The 16,709-nt window shown below is 46.0% G+C and carries 17 protein-coding genes; 16 read left to right on the top strand and 1 reads right to left on the bottom strand.

Translation table 11 applies throughout. From position 1 onward, the window contains the following. The first annotated feature begins 146 nt into the window (after positions 1 to 146). The 16 genes from CEF21_RS11325 (at position 147) to spoVM (ending at position 15,550) form a co-directional block, all read left to right on the top strand. A complete protein-coding gene (locus CEF21_RS11325; RefSeq protein ID WP_123916413.1) occupies positions 147 to 1,022 on the top strand; it encodes a YicC/YloC family endoribonuclease in 876 nt (291 codons plus the stop codon). 65 nt (positions 1,023 to 1,087) lie between these two features. Further along, entirely contained in the window at positions 1,088 to 1,351 is a 264-nt protein-coding gene (gene remA / locus CEF21_RS11330; RefSeq protein ID WP_035412829.1) for an extracellular matrix/biofilm regulator RemA, read from the top strand. Between the two features lie 15 nt (positions 1,352 to 1,366). Next, a complete protein-coding gene (gene gmk / locus CEF21_RS11335; RefSeq protein ID WP_123916415.1) occupies positions 1,367 to 1,984 on the top strand; it encodes a guanylate kinase in 618 nt (205 codons plus the stop codon). A 4-nt stretch (positions 1,985 to 1,988) separates the two neighbouring features. Beyond that, on the top strand, positions 1,989 to 2,189 hold the full coding sequence (gene rpoZ, locus CEF21_RS11340; RefSeq protein ID WP_123916417.1) for a DNA-directed RNA polymerase subunit omega: 201 nt from the start codon (positions 1,989 to 1,991) through the stop codon (positions 2,187 to 2,189). A gap of 207 nt (positions 2,190 to 2,396) precedes the next feature. Continuing rightward, the gene (gene coaBC / locus CEF21_RS11345; protein WP_123916419.1) at positions 2,397 to 3,611 is read left to right on the top strand and encodes a bifunctional phosphopantothenoylcysteine decarboxylase/phosphopantothenate--cysteine ligase CoaBC; all 1,215 of its coding nucleotides are present in this window, start codon (positions 2,397 to 2,399) and stop codon (positions 3,609 to 3,611) included. Then, entirely contained in the window at positions 3,608 to 6,019 is a 2,412-nt protein-coding gene (gene priA, locus CEF21_RS11350) for a primosomal protein N' (protein WP_123916421.1), read from the top strand. Before coaBC ends, priA begins: the two co-directional genes overlap by 4 nt. 90 nt (positions 6,020 to 6,109) lie before the next feature. Continuing rightward, a complete protein-coding gene (gene def / locus CEF21_RS11355) occupies positions 6,110 to 6,592 on the top strand; it encodes a peptide deformylase (RefSeq protein ID WP_123916423.1) in 483 nt (160 codons plus the stop codon). 5 nt (positions 6,593 to 6,597) lie between these two features. Further along, a complete protein-coding gene (fmt, locus tag CEF21_RS11360; RefSeq protein WP_123916425.1) occupies positions 6,598 to 7,536 on the top strand; it encodes a methionyl-tRNA formyltransferase in 939 nt (312 codons plus the stop codon). Beyond that, positions 7,537 to 8,880 (top strand): 16S rRNA (cytosine(967)-C(5))-methyltransferase RsmB, encoded by a 1,344-nt coding sequence (gene rsmB, locus CEF21_RS11365; RefSeq protein ID WP_123916427.1) that lies wholly within the window; start codon positions 7,537 to 7,539, stop codon positions 8,878 to 8,880. Positions 8,881 to 8,883: 3 nt separating this feature from the next. After that, positions 8,884 to 9,975, top strand: a complete 1,092-nt coding sequence (gene rlmN / locus CEF21_RS11370; protein WP_123916429.1) for a dual-specificity RNA methyltransferase RlmN — start codon at positions 8,884 to 8,886, stop codon at positions 9,973 to 9,975. A gap of 6 nt (positions 9,976 to 9,981) precedes the next feature. Continuing rightward, positions 9,982 to 10,743 (top strand): Stp1/IreP family PP2C-type Ser/Thr phosphatase, encoded by a 762-nt coding sequence (locus tag CEF21_RS11375; protein WP_123916431.1) that lies wholly within the window; start codon positions 9,982 to 9,984, stop codon positions 10,741 to 10,743. Beyond that, positions 10,737 to 12,695, top strand: a complete 1,959-nt coding sequence (gene pknB, locus CEF21_RS11380; protein WP_123916433.1) for a Stk1 family PASTA domain-containing Ser/Thr kinase — start codon at positions 10,737 to 10,739, stop codon at positions 12,693 to 12,695. Before CEF21_RS11375 ends, pknB begins: the two co-directional genes overlap by 7 nt. Positions 12,696 to 12,707: 12 nt before the next feature. Continuing rightward, positions 12,708 to 13,592: a ribosome small subunit-dependent GTPase A gene (gene rsgA, locus CEF21_RS11385; RefSeq protein ID WP_123916435.1), complete on the top strand. Its 885-nt coding sequence runs from the start codon at positions 12,708 to 12,710 to the stop codon at positions 13,590 to 13,592. Between the two features lies 1 nt (position 13,593). After that, entirely contained in the window at positions 13,594 to 14,244 is a 651-nt protein-coding gene (gene rpe / locus CEF21_RS11390) for a ribulose-phosphate 3-epimerase (RefSeq protein ID WP_123916437.1), read from the top strand. A gap of 491 nt (positions 14,245 to 14,735) precedes the next feature. Then, positions 14,736 to 15,389 (top strand): thiamine diphosphokinase, encoded by a 654-nt coding sequence (locus CEF21_RS11395; protein WP_123916439.1) that lies wholly within the window; start codon positions 14,736 to 14,738, stop codon positions 15,387 to 15,389. Positions 15,390 to 15,466: 77 nt separating this feature from the next. After that, positions 15,467 to 15,550, top strand: a complete 84-nt coding sequence (gene spoVM / locus CEF21_RS11400) for a stage V sporulation protein SpoVM (RefSeq protein WP_035412797.1) — start codon at positions 15,467 to 15,469, stop codon at positions 15,548 to 15,550. A gap of 471 nt (positions 15,551 to 16,021) precedes the next feature. Here spoVM and rpmB read toward each other — a convergent pair whose 3' ends face one another. After that, entirely contained in the window at positions 16,022 to 16,210 is a 189-nt protein-coding gene (rpmB, locus tag CEF21_RS11405; RefSeq protein ID WP_035412795.1) for a 50S ribosomal protein L28, read from the bottom strand. Between the last annotated feature and the right edge of the window lie 499 nt (positions 16,211 to 16,709).

Raw genomic sequence — 16,709 nt, forward strand, 5'->3', positions numbered from 1 at the left:
TTTTAGCTGATAGCTGATAAGATTCCTGCTTCAAACAGCGGAAACGATGAGACCGGGCGCACGCCCTCACTGCAAGACTCAGGCGGTGAATTTCAAGATCTTTTTATTTAAGTTCCCAATCATTCTCGGATAGCGGAAGTGATGATATGATAGCAAGCATGACAGGGTTTGGAAGAGCGGTTATCGAAAAAAACGGCAGGAAAATTTCAGTTGAAATGAAATCCGTTAATCACCGTTTCTGTGAAATTAGCATAAAAATGCCTAGACAACTTATATCCATTGAGGATAAAATCAAAAAAGTAATCTCAGGACGGATCCGCAGGGGAAGGTTAGAAGCATACATAACAATTGACGGGGAACCGATTTCAAAACGGTCGGTCCAAGTAGACTGGAATCTCCTTGACCAGCTTATGGCTGCAGGAGATCAGATGAAAGAACGATACGGTTTCGCGGATCATTTGACCCTAGATGGGCTATTGCGGATAGAAGATGCTGTACGCGTGCAGGAAGAGTATGAAGAGCAGGACGGATTGCAGGAGGCCATTCTTTGTGCGGCTGAAAAAGCGGCTGAAGAACTTTTGCGCATGAGGATGAGTGAAGGGCGCCATCTCCTGCGTGATATTGAAGGCAGGCTGGATGAAGTGCGGACAGCGGCTGAAAAAATACAGGCGATTGCTCCTGATGTTCACCTGGCATACACAGCTAAACTCTCAGCAAAACTTCAGGAAATGCTGAAGCATGAGGCGGATGATTCGAGGATTGCGGCCGAGGCGGCTATTTTTGCCGAAAAGGCCGATATTACCGAGGAGATAACCCGGATATACAGCCATCTTCATCAATTCAGCGAGGCGCTTGAATTGGATGAAGCCGTTGGCAGAAAGCTCGATTTTATCGTGCAGGAACTGAACAGGGAAGCAAACACAATCGGATCCAAAGCCAATGACGCCCGGATTGCTGCATGGGCTGTAGAGCTGAAAAGCATCATTGAAAAAATTAAGGAACAGGTTCAGAACGTGGAATAGGCCTCTGTTTAGACCGTGTTTTTTCAGGCTAAACTAGAGCTGGTAACATATAGGGGGAGCAAACGTTGAACATTAAGCTTATTAATATCGGTTTTGGAAATATTGTATCAGCTAACAGAATCATCTCCATTGTCAGTCCTGAATCTGCACCTATTAAACGGATTATACAAGATGCAAGAGACCGCGGCATGCTGATCGATGCTACTTATGGACGCAGAACCCGTGCCGTTGTTGTAATGGACAGCGATCATATTATTCTATCCGCCGTTCAGCCTGAAACCGTCGCTCACAGATTATCAAATAAAGAAGAGTTATCAGATGAAGGGTAGGGGTTATTGAGAGCTATGAAAGAAAGAGGACTGCTGATTGTCCTTTCTGGCCCTTCAGGGGTTGGAAAAGGGACCGTCAGAAAAGAGATTTTTTCCCAGGATGATACAAAATTCCATTATTCGATTTCCGTAACAACAAGAAAACCAAGAACCGGCGAAGTGGACGGAATTGATTATTTCTTCAAATCCCGTGATGAATTTGAAGAGATGATTAAAAACGATAAGCTTTTAGAATGGGCAGAGTTCGTGGGGAACTACTATGGAACACCTGTCGATTATGTTGAAAAGACTCTAAGTGAAGGCAAAGATGTCTTTTTGGAAATCGAAGTGCAGGGAGCTCTTCAGGTGAGAAAAGCGTTTCCTGAAGGCTTATTCATTTTCCTTATGCCGCCGTCACTTGATGAATTGAAAAACCGGATTGTCACCCGAGGGACGGAGTCTGCTGATATTATTGAGAACCGGCTGCATGCAGCAAAAGAAGAAATTCTGCTGATGGATGCCTATGATTATGTAGTGGAAAACGATCAGGTTCAACTTGCCTGTGATCGGATAAAAGCAATCGTGACTGCGGAACATTGCCGCAGGGAGCGGGTTGCGGCACGATACAAAAAGAAAATTTCGGAGGTAGAATAACCTAATGCTAAATCCTTCTATTGATTCATTGATGAACAAATTGGATTCAAAATACACACTTGTAACCGTTGCTTCCAAGCGCGCAAGAGAGATGCAGATTTATAAAGATCAGCAGATTCAAAAACCTGTTTCCCACAAATTCGTCGGGAAAGCGCTCGAGGAAATCGACGCCGGTCTGCTTTTTTATGAAAAAGAAGAAAACTGATTCCGACTGAATCATGCCTGTCCAGGCTGACCCATTCAAGCTTTTGAGCCCTTTATCCATTTGCAAGTAAGCAGCAAATGCTGAAGCCGCCTGTTTGATGGGGCGGCCTATTTTTATGGAGAGGAACGGGTATAGGCCTTCTCGTTTGGCATTTAGATAATCACTGGTAAAATAGAAGACAAATATGAAGGATGGCGGGGGTTTGCAATGGGCGAAAAGAAAAAGATTCTGCTTGGTGTGAGCGGGGGAATTGCTGTATATAAAGCAGCTGCTTTTACAAGCAAGCTGACCCAGGCCGGTTTTGATGTGAAAGTCATGATGACATCATCAGCATGTGAGTTCGTATCTCCCCTCACGTTTCAGGCTTTATCAAGAAATGATGTTTTTATCGATACATTTGATGAAAAAGATTCAAAAGTCATTGCGCATATTGATTTGGCGGATTGGGCTGATTTGATCGCCGTAGCACCGGCAACGGCAAACATCATCGGCAAGCTTGCCAATGGAATTGCCGATGATATGCTGACGACGACACTGCTTGCGGCTACTGCACCGGTATGGATCGCACCGGCAATGAATGTCCATATGTACGATCACCCCGCAGTCAAGCGGAACATCCAGACGCTGTATGAAGACGGGTACCGGTTTATCGAGCCAAGCGAGGGGTATTTAGCCTGCGGCTATGTCGGCCGCGGAAGGCTGGAGGAACCGGAAAAAATGGTCCGCCTCATTCAGAATTATTTCCTTCAGAAAGAGGGCGGTCCCCTATCCGGGAAAAAGGTGCTCGTTACAGCAGGCCCAACGGTTGAGACAATCGATCCGGTGAGGTATTTATCCAACCGTTCGTCGGGAAAAATGGGTTTTGCTCTGGCAGGGAAAGCGGCCGAGATGGGAGCAGATGTTACACTTGTTTCGGGTCCGTCTCACTTAGAAGACCCCTATGGCGTTTCCGTCATTCGTGTACAGTCAGCCAATGAAATGTTCATGGAGGTCACGAAGCGGTTCGATGAGCAGGATGCAGTCATCAAAGCAGCTGCAGTCGCTGATTATAAGCCTTCCAAACCGCTTACACATAAAATGAAAAAACACGATGGACCTCTTTCCGTAGAAATGGAACGGACAGTGGATATCTTGCAAACACTCGGAGAAAGAAAACAGCATCAGCTCTTAATCGGTTTTGCCGCTGAAACCGACCATGTTCATGAATATGCGATGCAGAAGCTTAAGAAAAAGAATTTGGATTTCGTCGTTTCAAACAATGTAGCCGCTGAAGGGGCAGGTTTTGCTGTGGATACCAATCTCATAGCCATCCACCGGAAAGATGGTACGGTCAAAGAATTGCCATTACTCTCTAAAGCGGCCGCTGCGGAAGCCATTTTGCTAGAGGCAGCCGCCGTGCTGAACAGGAACAGCGGAGAATGAAGATTGCACGTGTCGTTGTGGATGTCCCTGCGATGCAGACGGACAGGCCATTTGATTATTTAATTCCTGAAAAGTGGGAACATGTGATTGTACCGGGACTCCGGGTAATTGTCCCATTCGGTCCCCGCAAGGTTCAGGGCTTTGTGATTGATGTTGCCTCTGCTTCCGATGTAAGCAAGCTAAAAGAATTGGCCGGGCTTTTTGATTTGACTCCGGCACTTACGGATGAACTGATTGAGCTCGGAAAATGGCTGACCGAAAAAACGCTTTGCTTCCGGATTTCTGCGTTCCAGGCGATGCTCCCGGCAGCGATGAAAGCGAAATACGAAAAGCGGATCTGTCTGACCGGAGCAGAAGAAAATTTGCCGGAGGAGCTCCGAATCCTATTTGAGAAGACGCAGAGTATTTCGTGGAACGAAGCGGAGCAGCATAATCTGTTTGCTGCCCTTCAAAAGGAGATAAAAAAGGGTACCCTTGAAGTTGTCTATCAGGTTTCCCAAAAAGGGAAGCAAAAAAAAGTGCGGTATTTGTCTCCGGCGAAAAGCGTGGAAGAATTAACAAGCCTGGCGGAAAATATGCCTCCGCAGGCAGCTAAGCAAAAAGCGCTGCTTGATTTCTTTATCGCATCTGAACGAACCGAATTCACATCTTCCGAGCTAAAAGAAGCCTCAGGCGCAGCCGATTCTTCCATTAAAGCACTCGTTCAAAAAGGTGTGCTTGCGGAGAAATGGAGCGAGGTCTACCGGGATCCATTCGAACACCGTACGTTTAAAGCAACGGAAAATATGCCGCTTACCAGTGAACAGGAAACAGCGATTAAGCCGATACTCTCAGCCATAGAAGAGAACAGGCACGAGGTCTTTATGATGTACGGCGTGACCGGCAGCGGGAAAACTGAGGTGTACCTGCAGGCGATCGACCGCGTAATGAGAGAAGGAAAAGAAGCCATTGTTTTAGTGCCTGAAATCTCCTTAACCCCTCAAATGGTAGACCGGTTCAAAGGCCGGTTCGGCTCTAAGGTTGCGGTCCTGCACAGCGGCTTGTCTACAGGAGAGAAATACGACGAGTGGAGGAAAATCCAGCGCAAGGAAGTACAGCTTGCGGTTGGGGCGCGTTCAGCCATTTTCGCTCCTTTTGAGAATCTCGGGATCATCGTCATAGATGAAGAGCATGAATCAAGCTATAAACAGGAAGAAAACCCGCGGTACCATGCCAGGGATGTTGCCATCAAAAGAGCAGAAAGCTATGGGTGTCCGGTGGTTTTAGGAAGTGCCACTCCATCACTTGAATCCTTTGCCAGAGCAAGCAAGGGGGTCTATACCCTTCTGCCTCTAAAAGAACGGGTTAATCAGCGGCCGCTCCCGGAAGTCCGTGTAGTGGATATGCGGGAGGAGCTGCGCGATGGAAACCGGTCGATGTTCTCAAGCGAACTATTCGACCAGCTCCGCCTCCGGCTGGAGCGGAAGGAGCAATCCGTTCTGTTTTTGAACCGGCGCGGCTTTTCATCCTTTGTCATGTGCAGAGACTGCGGGTACGTCATTCAATGCCCGAACTGTGATATCTCGCTGACCTATCATAGGCAGGGGCACAAAATGAAGTGCCATTATTGTGCTTATGAAACTCCGATGCCGAACAAATGCCCGGAATGCAGCAGCGAGCATATCCGGTTTTTCGGCACCGGTACTCAGAAGGTAGAAGAGGAGCTTGCCAAGGTGCTTCCTGAGGCGCGGGTCATCCGAATGGATGTAGATACGACTTCCCGAAAAGGGGCTCATGAGCGCCTGCTTACCCAGTTTGGTGAAGGGAAAGCGGACATTCTGCTCGGAACCCAGATGATTGCCAAAGGTTTGGATTTCCCTCAAGTAACACTTGTAGGAGTCCTGGCTGCAGATACCATGCTGCACCTGCCCGATTTCAGGGCGGCTGAAAAAACCTTTCAGCTGCTGACGCAGGTGAGCGGAAGAGCGGGCCGGCATGAGCTGACGGGTGAAGTGGTTATTCAATCCTATACACCCGACCATTACAGCATTCAGCTAGCCAAAAACCATCACTTTGATGGCTTTTATGAGAGAGAAATGAATGAAAGGAAACAGCATGCCTATCCGCCGTTTTTCTTTCTGGCAGTTGTCAATGTCTCCCATCCTGATTTGCTTAAAACTTCCTCGGTTATGGAGAATATCACACAATTTCTTGTGCAGAATCTTGATCCCCGATCGAAGGTGCTGGGGCCGGTCGCTTCACCCATTCCCCGGATCAAAAATAGATATCGGTATCAATGCATGATAAAATACAAACGGGATGATCAGCTGATCCCTGTGCTGAAAAAAGTAATGGACCGTTATCAGCAGGAAATGGCGAGAAATGACTTGGCCATTTCCATTGATTTAAATCCAACTTCACTTATGTAATATTTATGACCGGCTGCTGCCGGTTTTCTATATGTAAACAGCTGTGCCGAAAAGGCAGTATCGCAGTTGAAAAGTAAGGAGAGAACGTTCATGGCTATACTGAAAATTACAGAACATCCGGACCCGATCCTTGAACAGCCATGTGAAAAGGTCACGGTTTTCGACAGAGAACTGGCACGTTTATTGAAAGACATGTACGAAACGATGATTGCGGCCGATGGGGTAGGACTGGCTGCGCCTCAGGTCGGAATTGCCAAAAGAATTGCGGTCGTGGATATCGGAGACGATTACGGGAAGCTGGAACTTGTGAACCCGAAAATTATAAACTCCCGGGGGGAACAGACAGGTCCTGAAGGGTGTCTGAGTTTTCCGGGACTGTTCGGTGAAGTGAAGCGGGCCGACTATGTAAAAGTGAATGCTTTTAATAGAAAAGGGAAGCCGTATACGATCGAAGCGGAAGGATTTTTAGCAAGAGCCCTTCAGCATGAAATTGATCATCTTGACGGAACTCTTTTTACGAGTAAAGTCCTTCGCTACTATGAAGAAGGAGAACTTGAGGAAATGGAAGGATGAGCACAATGACAAGAATCGTATTCATGGGAACGCCGGATTTTTCTGTTCCTGTTTTAAGAAGACTCGTAGATGAAGGCTATAATGTGGTCGGGGTTGTGACGCAGCCGGACCGTCCGAAAGGCCGGAAAAAGGAATTGACCCCGCCGCCTGTAAAAACGGAGGCGCTTAAACATGGAATCGAAGTGCTGCAGCCTGAAAAAATACGCAATCCTAAAGAATTGGATAAAGTCCTTGCTCTTAAACCGGACCTTGTTGTAACGGCAGCTTTCGGACAAATCCTTCCAAACGAATTGCTGGAGGCGCCAAAGCATGGCTGCATCAATGTGCACGCCTCGCTTTTGCCGGAGCTTCGCGGCGGTGCGCCAATTCACTATTCCATCATTCAGGGGAAAGAGAAAACCGGCATTACGATTATGTATATGGCTGAAAAACTCGATGCCGGAGATATTCTTACACAAGCGGAAGTCACAATTACCGAAGAAGATAATGTGGGAACCCTTCATGATAAATTAAGCAAAGCCGGCACGGACCTTCTTTCTGAAACCCTCCCGCTGCTTCTTGAAGGAAACTTGAAGCCGGTCAGACAGGATGATTCAAAGGCAACATTCGCATCGAATATTAAGCGTGAGCAGGAATTGATCGACTGGAGCAAAACAGGGGAAGAAATATACAACCACATACGCGGTCTGAATCCTTGGCCGGTGGCTTTTACCTTCCTGCAAGGCCAGACACTCAAGGTCTGGCGCGGAGAAAAAGTGAAGAGTACCAATCCTTCTGATCCAGGAACGGTGATTGGGGTGGATTCCGACGGATTCGTCGTTGCAACAGGAAATGGAACGGCCATTAAAGTTGTGGAACTCCAGCCTTCCGGCAAGAAAAAAATGAGCGGGGAAGACTTTTTGCGCGGAAGCCAAATCGCACCCGGAACGAAGCTTGGTGAATAAATGAAGACAGCAAATGTAAGAGAACTGACAGTGGACGCCTTATTGGCAATTGAAAAAAATCAGGCATACAGCAACCTGCTGCTTAATCAATTGATACAAAAAGGCAATCTGCCGCCAAAAGACGTTTCCTTATTTACGGAACTTGTATACGGAACGCTTCAGAGAAAAATGACGCTGGATTACTATTTAGAGCCGTTTACGGCAAAAGCGAAAAAAATGGAATTATGGGTTAAAATCCTTTTAAGAATTTCTCTTTACCAAATGGAGTATCTTGACCGTATTCCGGAAAGAGCAATCTTCTTTGAAGCAGTGGAAATTTCCAAGAGAAAAGGCCATAAAGGAATCGCGGGATTTGTTAACGGTGTACTAAGGTCGATTCAAAGAGAAGGCATCCCTTCACTGGACGAAATAAAAGATCCTGCGGAGCGTCTTGCCATTGAAACGAGTCATCCCGTATGGCTCGTGAAAAAATGGGCGGAACAGTATGGGATCGATGATACGAGAAAAATATGTGAAATTCATCTGAAGCCGCCGGCGGCATCTGCCCGTGTAAACCGGATGCACATGACGGTTCAGGAAGCAGTTGAGAGCCTGAATGAAGAATCCATTGAAGCTGCAGAAGGCGTCCTGTCGGAGGATGCGGTGATTCTTCAAAAAGGAAGCGTCTCAAAAAGCAGCCTCTTTAAAACAGGGAAACTTTCCATCCAGGACGAGAGCTCCATGCTGACAGCAAGAGCTGTAAATCCAGAGAGAAATGAAGTTGTCCTGGATGCCTGTGCAGCTCCCGGCGGAAAATCCATGCATATGGCAGAACTGATGGAGGGAACAGGCGAGGTTGTTTCTCTTGATCTCCACAAGCATAAGGTGAAATTAATTGAGGAGCAGGCGGGACGGATCGGTCTTGCCAACATTTCCGCACAAGTCATGGATGCAAGAAAGGCTCCGGAGCTATTGGACGGCCGGGAATTTGATCGAATCCTTGTGGATGCTCCTTGCTCCGGCTTCGGCGTGATCCGCAGGAAACCTGATATAAAATATGCAAAAAATGCCGAAGATGTAAATAAACTTTCCGCTATCCAAAGGGAACTTCTGGATTCGGTTTCGCGTTTGCTTAAAAAAGGTGGTACACTTGTCTATAGTACTTGTACGATTGACAAGGAAGAAAACGAAGAAGTTGTTGCAGATTTTCTTGAGTCCCATCCTGAATTTGAAGAGGACCATTCCTTAAAACAGTTCCTTCCAGAGAAGGTTCACCCATATATCAGCGGCGGAAAACTTCAGATTCTCCCGCATTATTTTGAGACAGACGGATTTTTCATCACAAGATTAAAAAAGAAGGTGTAATCATTGAATAAAACAGCAGCAGTACAAGGCAAAAAGGCTCTTACAGCTTCCAAGCCATCCATTTACTCCCTTGAACTACACGAATTTAAGACATGGTTAGAGGAGAACGGCGAAAAAGCATTCCGTGCACAGCAAATCTTCGATTGGCTTTATATAAAACGGGTGACATCGTTTGAAGAAATGTCTAATTTATCCAAAGAGCTCCGCCAGAAGCTTGAAGGAACCTTTACTCTAACCACTTTAAAAACACTGATCCAGCAAACGTCAGGCGACGGAACGATGAAATTCCTTTTTGAACTTCATGACGGATCTTCTATTGAAACGGTTCTGATGAAGCATGAATACGGAAATTCCATCTGTGTAACGACACAGGTCGGCTGCCGGATCGGCTGCACATTTTGCGCGTCTACACTCGGCGGGCTAAAAAGAAACCTGGAAGCAGGAGAAATCGTTGCCCAAGTCGTAAAAGTACAGAAGGCTCTGGACGAACTTGGCGAACGTGTAAGCTCTGTGGTCATTATGGGAATCGGTGAGCCGTTCGACAATTATGATGCGATGATGTCTTTCCTTAAAATCATCAATCACGATAAGGGTCTGAATATTGGTGCCCGCCACATCACGGTTTCAACAAGCGGCATCATCCCGAAAATCTACAAATTTGCGGATGAACAGATGCAAATTAACTTTGCCATCTCCCTGCATGCTCCGAATAATGAAATCAGAAGCCGCCTGATGCCGATCAATAAAGCATACAAGCTTCCTGATTTAATGGAATCAGTCCGCTACTATGTCAATAAAACAGGCCGCCGCATTTCATTTGAATACGGTTTGTTCGGCGGAGTAAATGACCAGGTGGAACACGCAGAAGAACTTGCAGATTTAATTAAAGGCGTTAAGTGCCATGTGAACTTGATTCCGGTAAATTATGTTCCGGAGCGGGATTATGTGCGCACACCGAAAGACCAGATTTTTGCGTTTGAAAAAGCTTTGAAAGACCGTGGAGTAAACGTAACAATCCGACGCGAGCAAGGTTCAGATATCGATGCGGCGTGCGGTCAGCTAAGGGCTAAGGAGCGCAAACAAGAGACGAGGTGACCTTATTTGGAAACTGCTTTTCGATCGGACATTGGAAAGGTCCGGTCTCATAATGAGGATTGTACGGGCGTTTTTTTTAACAGGGAACAAACGGCATTTGCTGTTGTAGCAGACGGAATGGGAGGCCATCTGGCGGGCGATGTAGCGAGCTCGATGGCCGTTTCCGCCTTCCGTAAATTGTGGGAAGATTCTGAAGGGATTACCACGCCTGAAATCGCAGAGAAGTGGCTGAAAAGCAAAATAGAAGAGGTCAACCTGCTTTTATTTGACCATGCCAGGAAAAATCCGGAGTGCAGCGGCATGGGGACGACATTTGTCGGAGCAATCTGCACCCGTACATTTGCGACTGTCGGCCATATTGGAGACAGCCGCTGCTATTTGCTGAATGCAAATGGCTTTAACCAGATTACAGAAGATCATTCTCTAGTTAATGAACTTGTCCGTTCGGGAGAAATTACAAAAGAAGATGCCGAGCATCATCCCCGTAAAAATGTCCTGATGAGAGCAATGGGGACAGAACTGTCCGTTCAGGTAGAAATGAAGTCGTTTTGCACGGATGAAGGGGATGCCCTTCTATTATGCTCTGATGGTTTATCCAATAAAGTAAGCGAAGAGGAAATGCAGTACATTCTCTCAGCAGACTTCTCTCTTCAGCAGTCTGCTGAAAAATTAATTGAGCTTGCGAACTTAAATGGCGGAGAAGATAATATCTCGGTTGCCATGGTCCTTATGCCTTCCGGGGATGGGGAAGGTGATGGCAGTTGCTAATCGGAAAGCGAATCAGCGGCCGCTACCGCATCTTAGAAGTGATTGGCGGAGGCGGGATGGCAAACGTCTACCTTGCTCAGGACGTCATTCTTGAGAGAAAAGTAGCCGTTAAAGTACTGAGATTTGATTTTGCCAATGATGAAGACTTCATTCGGAGATTCCGGAGAGAGGCACAGTCAACGACGAGCCTCGATCATCCGAACATTGTCAGCATCTTTGATGTAGGAGAAGAAAATGGAATCTATTATATCGTCATGGAATATGTGGCGGGTACGACACTAAAGCAGTACATACAAAATCACGCGCCTCTCCATCCGGCAGAGGCACTTGATATCATGGTCCAGATTGTATCAGCCATTGCCCATGCCCATGAAAATTTAATTGTGCACCGGGATATTAAGCCGCATAATATTCTGCTTGACCATGATGGAAGGGTGAAAGTAACGGATTTCGGAATTGCGATGGCGCTAAGTTCGGCGACGATTACCCATACGAATTCCGTTCTCGGTTCTGTTCACTATCTGTCCCCTGAGCAGGCACGCGGAGGGCTGGCGACAAAAAAATCAGATTTATACTCACTGGGCATCGTTCTCTATGAAATGCTGACCGGGAGAGTGCCATACGACGGGGAATCAGCTGTTTCCATCGCGTTAAAGCATTTGCAGTCTGAAACCCCTCAGCCTGAACGCTGGAATCCATCTATCCCGCAAAGTATGAGCAACATCATCATTAAAGCGATGGCAAAGGATCCCTTTCACCGCTATAATTCTGCAGAAGAAATGGAAGAAGACTTGAAGACAGCGCTGAATGCAGACAGGCTCTATGAAAAAAAATATGAAATTCCCGCCGATGATGAAGCGACGAAGGCCATTCCGGTCATTACCGACGGCTATTTAAAGGGAGACAAGGACGCCACTCATCCATATTCGGCACCTGCACAAGCAGCCAATGAACTCCCAAAAGCGGATGATCCTAAAAAGAAAAAGAAGAAAAAAAGCAAATTTGCTGTATTTATTATCACTTTATTTATTATTCTTCTTGCAGCCGGTGTCAGTGCTGTCACTATTTTGCCGTCCCTTTTTCTTCCGGATGATGTTTCTGTGCCGGATGTATCCGGGGAAGAATACGGTGATGCGGTGAATAAGCTGAGCGATGCGGGTTTCAAGGTTACAGAACGGTCGATGACAAGTGATGAAGTACCCGAAAACTATGTTGTCAAAACGGATCCCGAAAAAGGAAACATGGCGAAGAAAGGTTCGCTCGTAACCATCTATCAAAGCACCGGAAAAAAAACAGCGGAACTTGAAGAGGTGCTTGGCCGTGATATTCAGACCGCAAAGGAATTGCTGGAGCGCAAAGGGTACAAAAATGTGACGATCGAGGAAATCAATGATGAGGAAGAAGCAGGGCTTGTGATTGATCAGGAGCCTTCAGCCGGAACAGAAGTCATCCCGTCAGAAGATGAGGTCACACTGACTGTATCAAAGGGTCCTGAAGAATTGACAATGGAAGATTTAAATGGTTTCACAAGAGATTATGTGAAACTTTATGCAAAGCAAAACGGGATCATTCTGAGTGAAAAGGAAGAGTATTCGGATACCGTTCCTGAAGGCAAAATTATTTCGCAGAATCCCGGGGCTGGAGAAAAATTAAAGCCGGGAGACACGCTTGAGGCTGTCTTCTCCCTAGGAAAAGAACAGCAGGAAATAGCCACTGTATCCAAAGAAATTGATATCCCATACGAGCCTTCCGTTCCTGATGAAGAACAGGAAGTCCAAATTTTAATCAATGATGCAGAACGGTCTTTCTCCGCTCCATTTGAAACGTTTAAAATGAAAGGTCCGGAAAAGCGTACCATTGAGTTTAAAATAGCGCCCGGCCAAAACGCCTACTATCAAGTTACGGTAAACAGCCGGATTGTAAAGAGTGAAACGGTGCCTTATCCAGAATAAAGGAGGGAATGTATGCCGGAAGGAAAGATTGTGAAAGCTTTAGCCGGTTTTTATTATGTATTGGACGGTGAACGTTTCGTCCAATGCAGAGGAAGAGGCCTATTCAGAAAAAATAAAGTGACACCGCTTGTCGGCGATGAAGTCGTTTATCAGGCGGATAACGATTTAGAGGGAACCATTGTTGAGGTATTGCCGAGAAAAAACGAGCTGATCAGGCCGCCCATATCAAATGTGGATCAGGCCATTCTTGTTTTTTCTGCCATTGAGCCTGTTTTCAGCACGCTCCTTCTCGATCGGTTCTTAGTCTTAGTTGAAGCCAATTCCATTGAACCGGTCATTTGCATAAGCAAGACAGATTTAATTGAAAGTCCGGAACTGAAAGAAGAAATACTCTCTTATGCTGCCGATTACAAAGAGGCGGGATATCAGGTGTTTCAAACGTCTACAGAAAATATGGATGGGATCTCCTCATTAGGTCCGCTGTTTGAGGATAAAATATCGGTATTTGCCGGACAGTCAGGAGTAGGGAAGTCTTCTCTGCTGAATGCCATTAAACCAGACCTCGCTTTAAAAACGGACGGTATTTCAAGCCACCTTGGGCGGGGAAAGCATACGACAAGACACGTTGAACTCATTGCGATTGATAATGGTCTTGTTGCCGATACCCCGGGCTTCAGTTCGCTCGATTTTACGGATATAGAGGCACAGGATCTGAGCCAATGCTTCCCTGAAATGAGGGAGAGAGCACAGGACTGTAAGTTCAGAGGCTGCACGCATGTATCCGAGCCGAAATGCGCAGTTAAGGATGCAGTTGAGAGCGGGACGATCAAGGCGTACCGCTATGAGCACTATTTAAGCTTTTTGGATGAAATTAAAGATAGAAAGCCGAGGTACTAGTATGGTTACCATTGCTCCATCTATATTATCTGCGGATTTTTCAAGACTTAAAGAAGAGATCGAAGATGTAGAGCGGGCAGGTGCGGATTGGATTCATATAGATGTAATGGATGGCCATTTCGTCCCGAATATTACAATCGGTCCTCTTATCGTTAAGGCCGTTCGCCCTGTCACGAAGCTTCCGCTGGATGTTCATTTAATGATTGATAACCCTGATACCTATATTGATGAATTTGCAGAGGCCGGGGCAGATCTTATTTCTGTGCATGCTGAAGCATGTACCCATCTGCACAGGACGATTCAGCACATTAAATCAAAGGGTGTGAAAGCCGGAGCAGTTTTGAATCCTCATACTCCGCTGAGCGTCCTTGACTATGTATTGCCGCATTTAGACTATGTTCTTTTAATGACGGTTAATCCAGGGTTTGGCGGACAGTCTTTCATCCCTGAGATGCTGGGTAAAATAAGTGAATTATCGGCTAAAATTAAAGAAGCCGGCCTTTCTACCCTTATTCAGATAGATGGAGGCGTAAGTGAAAAAAACGCAGCTGAGTGTGTTCATGCCGGTGCTCAAGTATTAGTTGCAGGTTCAGCGATTTACGGTAAACCTGACCGGGAGAAGGCCATCAAAGAGATCAGAGACGCTGTTTAAATGAAGCTGTCTTCAAGTGAACCAAACCCCCTGAGCGCTCATGTATGAGCATCCAGGGGGTTTGTTTTTACTATTCTCAGTATAGGCTAATGGAGGCGGGATGTGGCTGTCTTTTGCTGAGAGGAGCGGACAGGCATGCCCCTGCAGGCGTATTTGCGGGGGAGACTCAAGGATTCAGCCAACCCGGCTGGAGCCAAAAATCAAACAGAAGGCAAAAGGGCGGTTAGCGTGGATCCGGACTTACCGGAGCGGCCTTTTTCAAAACATCTGTTAAACCAGGCAGTTGATTCCCGTTCAAGACGCGCTCGCTTATCCTAGGGCGTGGGGTGAGAATCCTCTTCGCTTGGCTCCTGCGGAGTCTCACGTTTTCCACTCCAATCAACGGTTGTTCCAAATCATTATCAGGCTTCAGGCTTAAATAGAGGGTTTTAAACAATCTTTTATACAATTTTTTAAATAATATTATTATGTAAACAAAAGGGGAGAATGAGTTGGAGAAAATATACATTGTAGCTGGAGGTCCGGAACGGCTTCTTCCAGATTTGCAGGAAGCGAATAACGAAGAGATTACATGGGTCGGGGTGGATAGAGGCGTCATCTATTTGGCAGAGAGACATTTGCCGATGGCTGAAGCGATTGGCGATTTTGATTCGATTACGGCAATGGAAAGAGAGGAACTGCAGTCCAGACATAGAGGATTGAAAATCTTTCCTTCCGATAAAGACAAAACGGATACAGAGCTTGCGGTTGACTGGGCGATCAGCAGGAAGCCCGGCCTTATTCGGATTTACGGTGCAACCGGAGGCAGACTTGATCATTTTTTTGCCAACATCTACTTGTTAATGAAGCAATTTGAAAGCTCGATCCCGATGGAGCTGGAAGATTCCTGCAATTTTATTAAGCTGCTGCCGCCGGGACAGCATGTGATAAAAGAAGATGATACTTATCCGTACATATCTTTTGTACCAGTTGCATCCAATGTGGAAGGACTGACTTTAGAAGGTTTTAAATATCCTCTTGAAAATCGGCATATTCCGTTTGGTTCCACACTATGTATTAGTAATGAATTGATTCATCACACTGGTACTGTTTCGTTTGCGGGCGGCATATTAATGATGATAAGAAGCCGTGATGAAACAAAATGAAGTGATGAATGCCAAAAATCAGGCCATCGTGTGAGGGGCCGTTTCAAAGATCATTGAAAGGGCTGAGGAGGGAAATTATGAAGTTCTATACAATCAAACTGCCAAAGTTTCTTGGAGGAATTGTTCGGGCAATGCTTGGTTCTTTTAAAAAGGACTCATAAACCTACAAGCGACTATGCTTGTTTTCACTGAATGTGCAAAAGGATGCTCCTTGGAAAAAGGGCATCTTTTTCTTTCGGCATGAGATTTTATTTAAAAGCTCTGCTAAACTTGGCTGTTGATTTCCGCTGCAGGCACTCGCTTATCCTTGGGCGGGCGGTAAGCCTCCTCGCCGCTTTGCGCCTGCGGGGTCTCACCTGTCCCGCTGCTCTAAGCAGGAGTCTCGCGCCTTCCACTTCAATCAACTAGTTTTAAAAATCAACATTAGGCTTTAACAGAGCCTTTTTAAAAGAGGTTCTGCTCCCGGGGCAGGACCTTCAGCAATGGGGAAGAAGTCGTTTGTTCATCAGATATCAAACCAGGATATGTCTGACTTTAGAGCGGAATAAAAACCAAAAAGAGGAAATGCAGGTGCAGCACCTGGCCATTTCCTCTTAGTCAGCCGTTAAACGGCTCTCTTATTGGCGTTCCGATTATACGCGTTCCACTTTACCGGATTTAAGGGCGCGAGCTGAAACGTATACACGTTTTGGCTTCCCGTTAACCAGGATGCGCACTTTTTGAACGTTGGCTCCCCATGTACGCTTGTTCGCGTTCATTGCGTGGGAACGTGTATTGCCAGAGCGGGTTTTTCTGCCTGTAATTACACATTTACGTGCCATAATATTCCCTCCTCACCTTGCAAAACCTCATTTTTAGCAAGCTATCGTTTCAGTTCTGTTCCTCTTTTTTAACAAAAGATTCCCGTCTTTGATGATTGCTTATACGGTTAAAAACGTCTCTATTCACGAGATACCTTAATAATTTACCATAACCCCCTTTTAAATTGCAAGGATTCTTTGTCAAGTTTTTTTCCTTTGCGGACTTTTTGGCAAGCGGTTATAAAAGATTGCATTAAGGGAAAAAGGTCTGGAGGCGGAGAATCATCAGGATGTGCAGAAGAACAAGGAAAGCTCTATGCTTCATCATGTATCAAGAAAAACCCCTTGACATACTATGCGGTATTATGCTGTATAATAATAAGAGCTTTTATGAGTCCTGATTCAACCGCAGCTTTAAAATTGACGCAGCCTATAGTAAAATAGGTTTATATGCGTATGGCCATCCAGGCGATGATCATAACATCAAATACTTGAATGATTATGTATGAACCGAAAAACA

Source organism: Bacillus sp. FJAT-42376 (genome assembly GCF_003816055.1).
Classification (GTDB): Bacteria; Bacillota; Bacilli; order Bacillales; family Bacillaceae; genus Metabacillus_B.

What these genes read in the sequence shown, in the direction of transcription:
- CEF21_RS11325 (WP_123916413.1), top strand. Translation starts at nt 147, where the DNA reads ATGATAGCAAGCATGACAGGGTTTGGAAGAGCGGTTATCGAAAAAAAC.
- gmk (WP_123916415.1), top strand. Translation starts at nt 1,367, where the DNA reads ATGAAAGAAAGAGGACTGCTGATTGTCCTTTCTGGCCCTTCAGGGGTT.
- rpoZ (WP_123916417.1), top strand. Translation starts at nt 1,989, where the DNA reads ATGCTAAATCCTTCTATTGATTCATTGATGAACAAATTGGATTCAAAA.
- coaBC (WP_123916419.1), top strand. Translation starts at nt 2,397, where the DNA reads ATGGGCGAAAAGAAAAAGATTCTGCTTGGTGTGAGCGGGGGAATTGCT.
- priA (WP_123916421.1), top strand. Translation starts at nt 3,608, where the DNA reads ATGAAGATTGCACGTGTCGTTGTGGATGTCCCTGCGATGCAGACGGAC.
- def (WP_123916423.1), top strand. Translation starts at nt 6,110, where the DNA reads ATGGCTATACTGAAAATTACAGAACATCCGGACCCGATCCTTGAACAG.
- fmt (WP_123916425.1), top strand. Translation starts at nt 6,598, where the DNA reads ATGACAAGAATCGTATTCATGGGAACGCCGGATTTTTCTGTTCCTGTT.
- rsmB (WP_123916427.1), top strand. Translation starts at nt 7,537, where the DNA reads ATGAAGACAGCAAATGTAAGAGAACTGACAGTGGACGCCTTATTGGCA.
- rsgA (WP_123916435.1), top strand. Translation starts at nt 12,708, where the DNA reads ATGCCGGAAGGAAAGATTGTGAAAGCTTTAGCCGGTTTTTATTATGTA.
- rpe (WP_123916437.1), top strand. Translation starts at nt 13,594, where the DNA reads ATGGTTACCATTGCTCCATCTATATTATCTGCGGATTTTTCAAGACTT.
- spoVM (WP_035412797.1), top strand. Translation starts at nt 15,467, where the DNA reads ATGAAGTTCTATACAATCAAACTGCCAAAGTTTCTTGGAGGAATTGTT.
- rpmB (WP_035412795.1), bottom strand. Translation starts at nt 16,210, where the DNA reads ATGGCACGTAAATGTGTAATTACAGGCAGAAAAACCCGCTCTGGCAAT.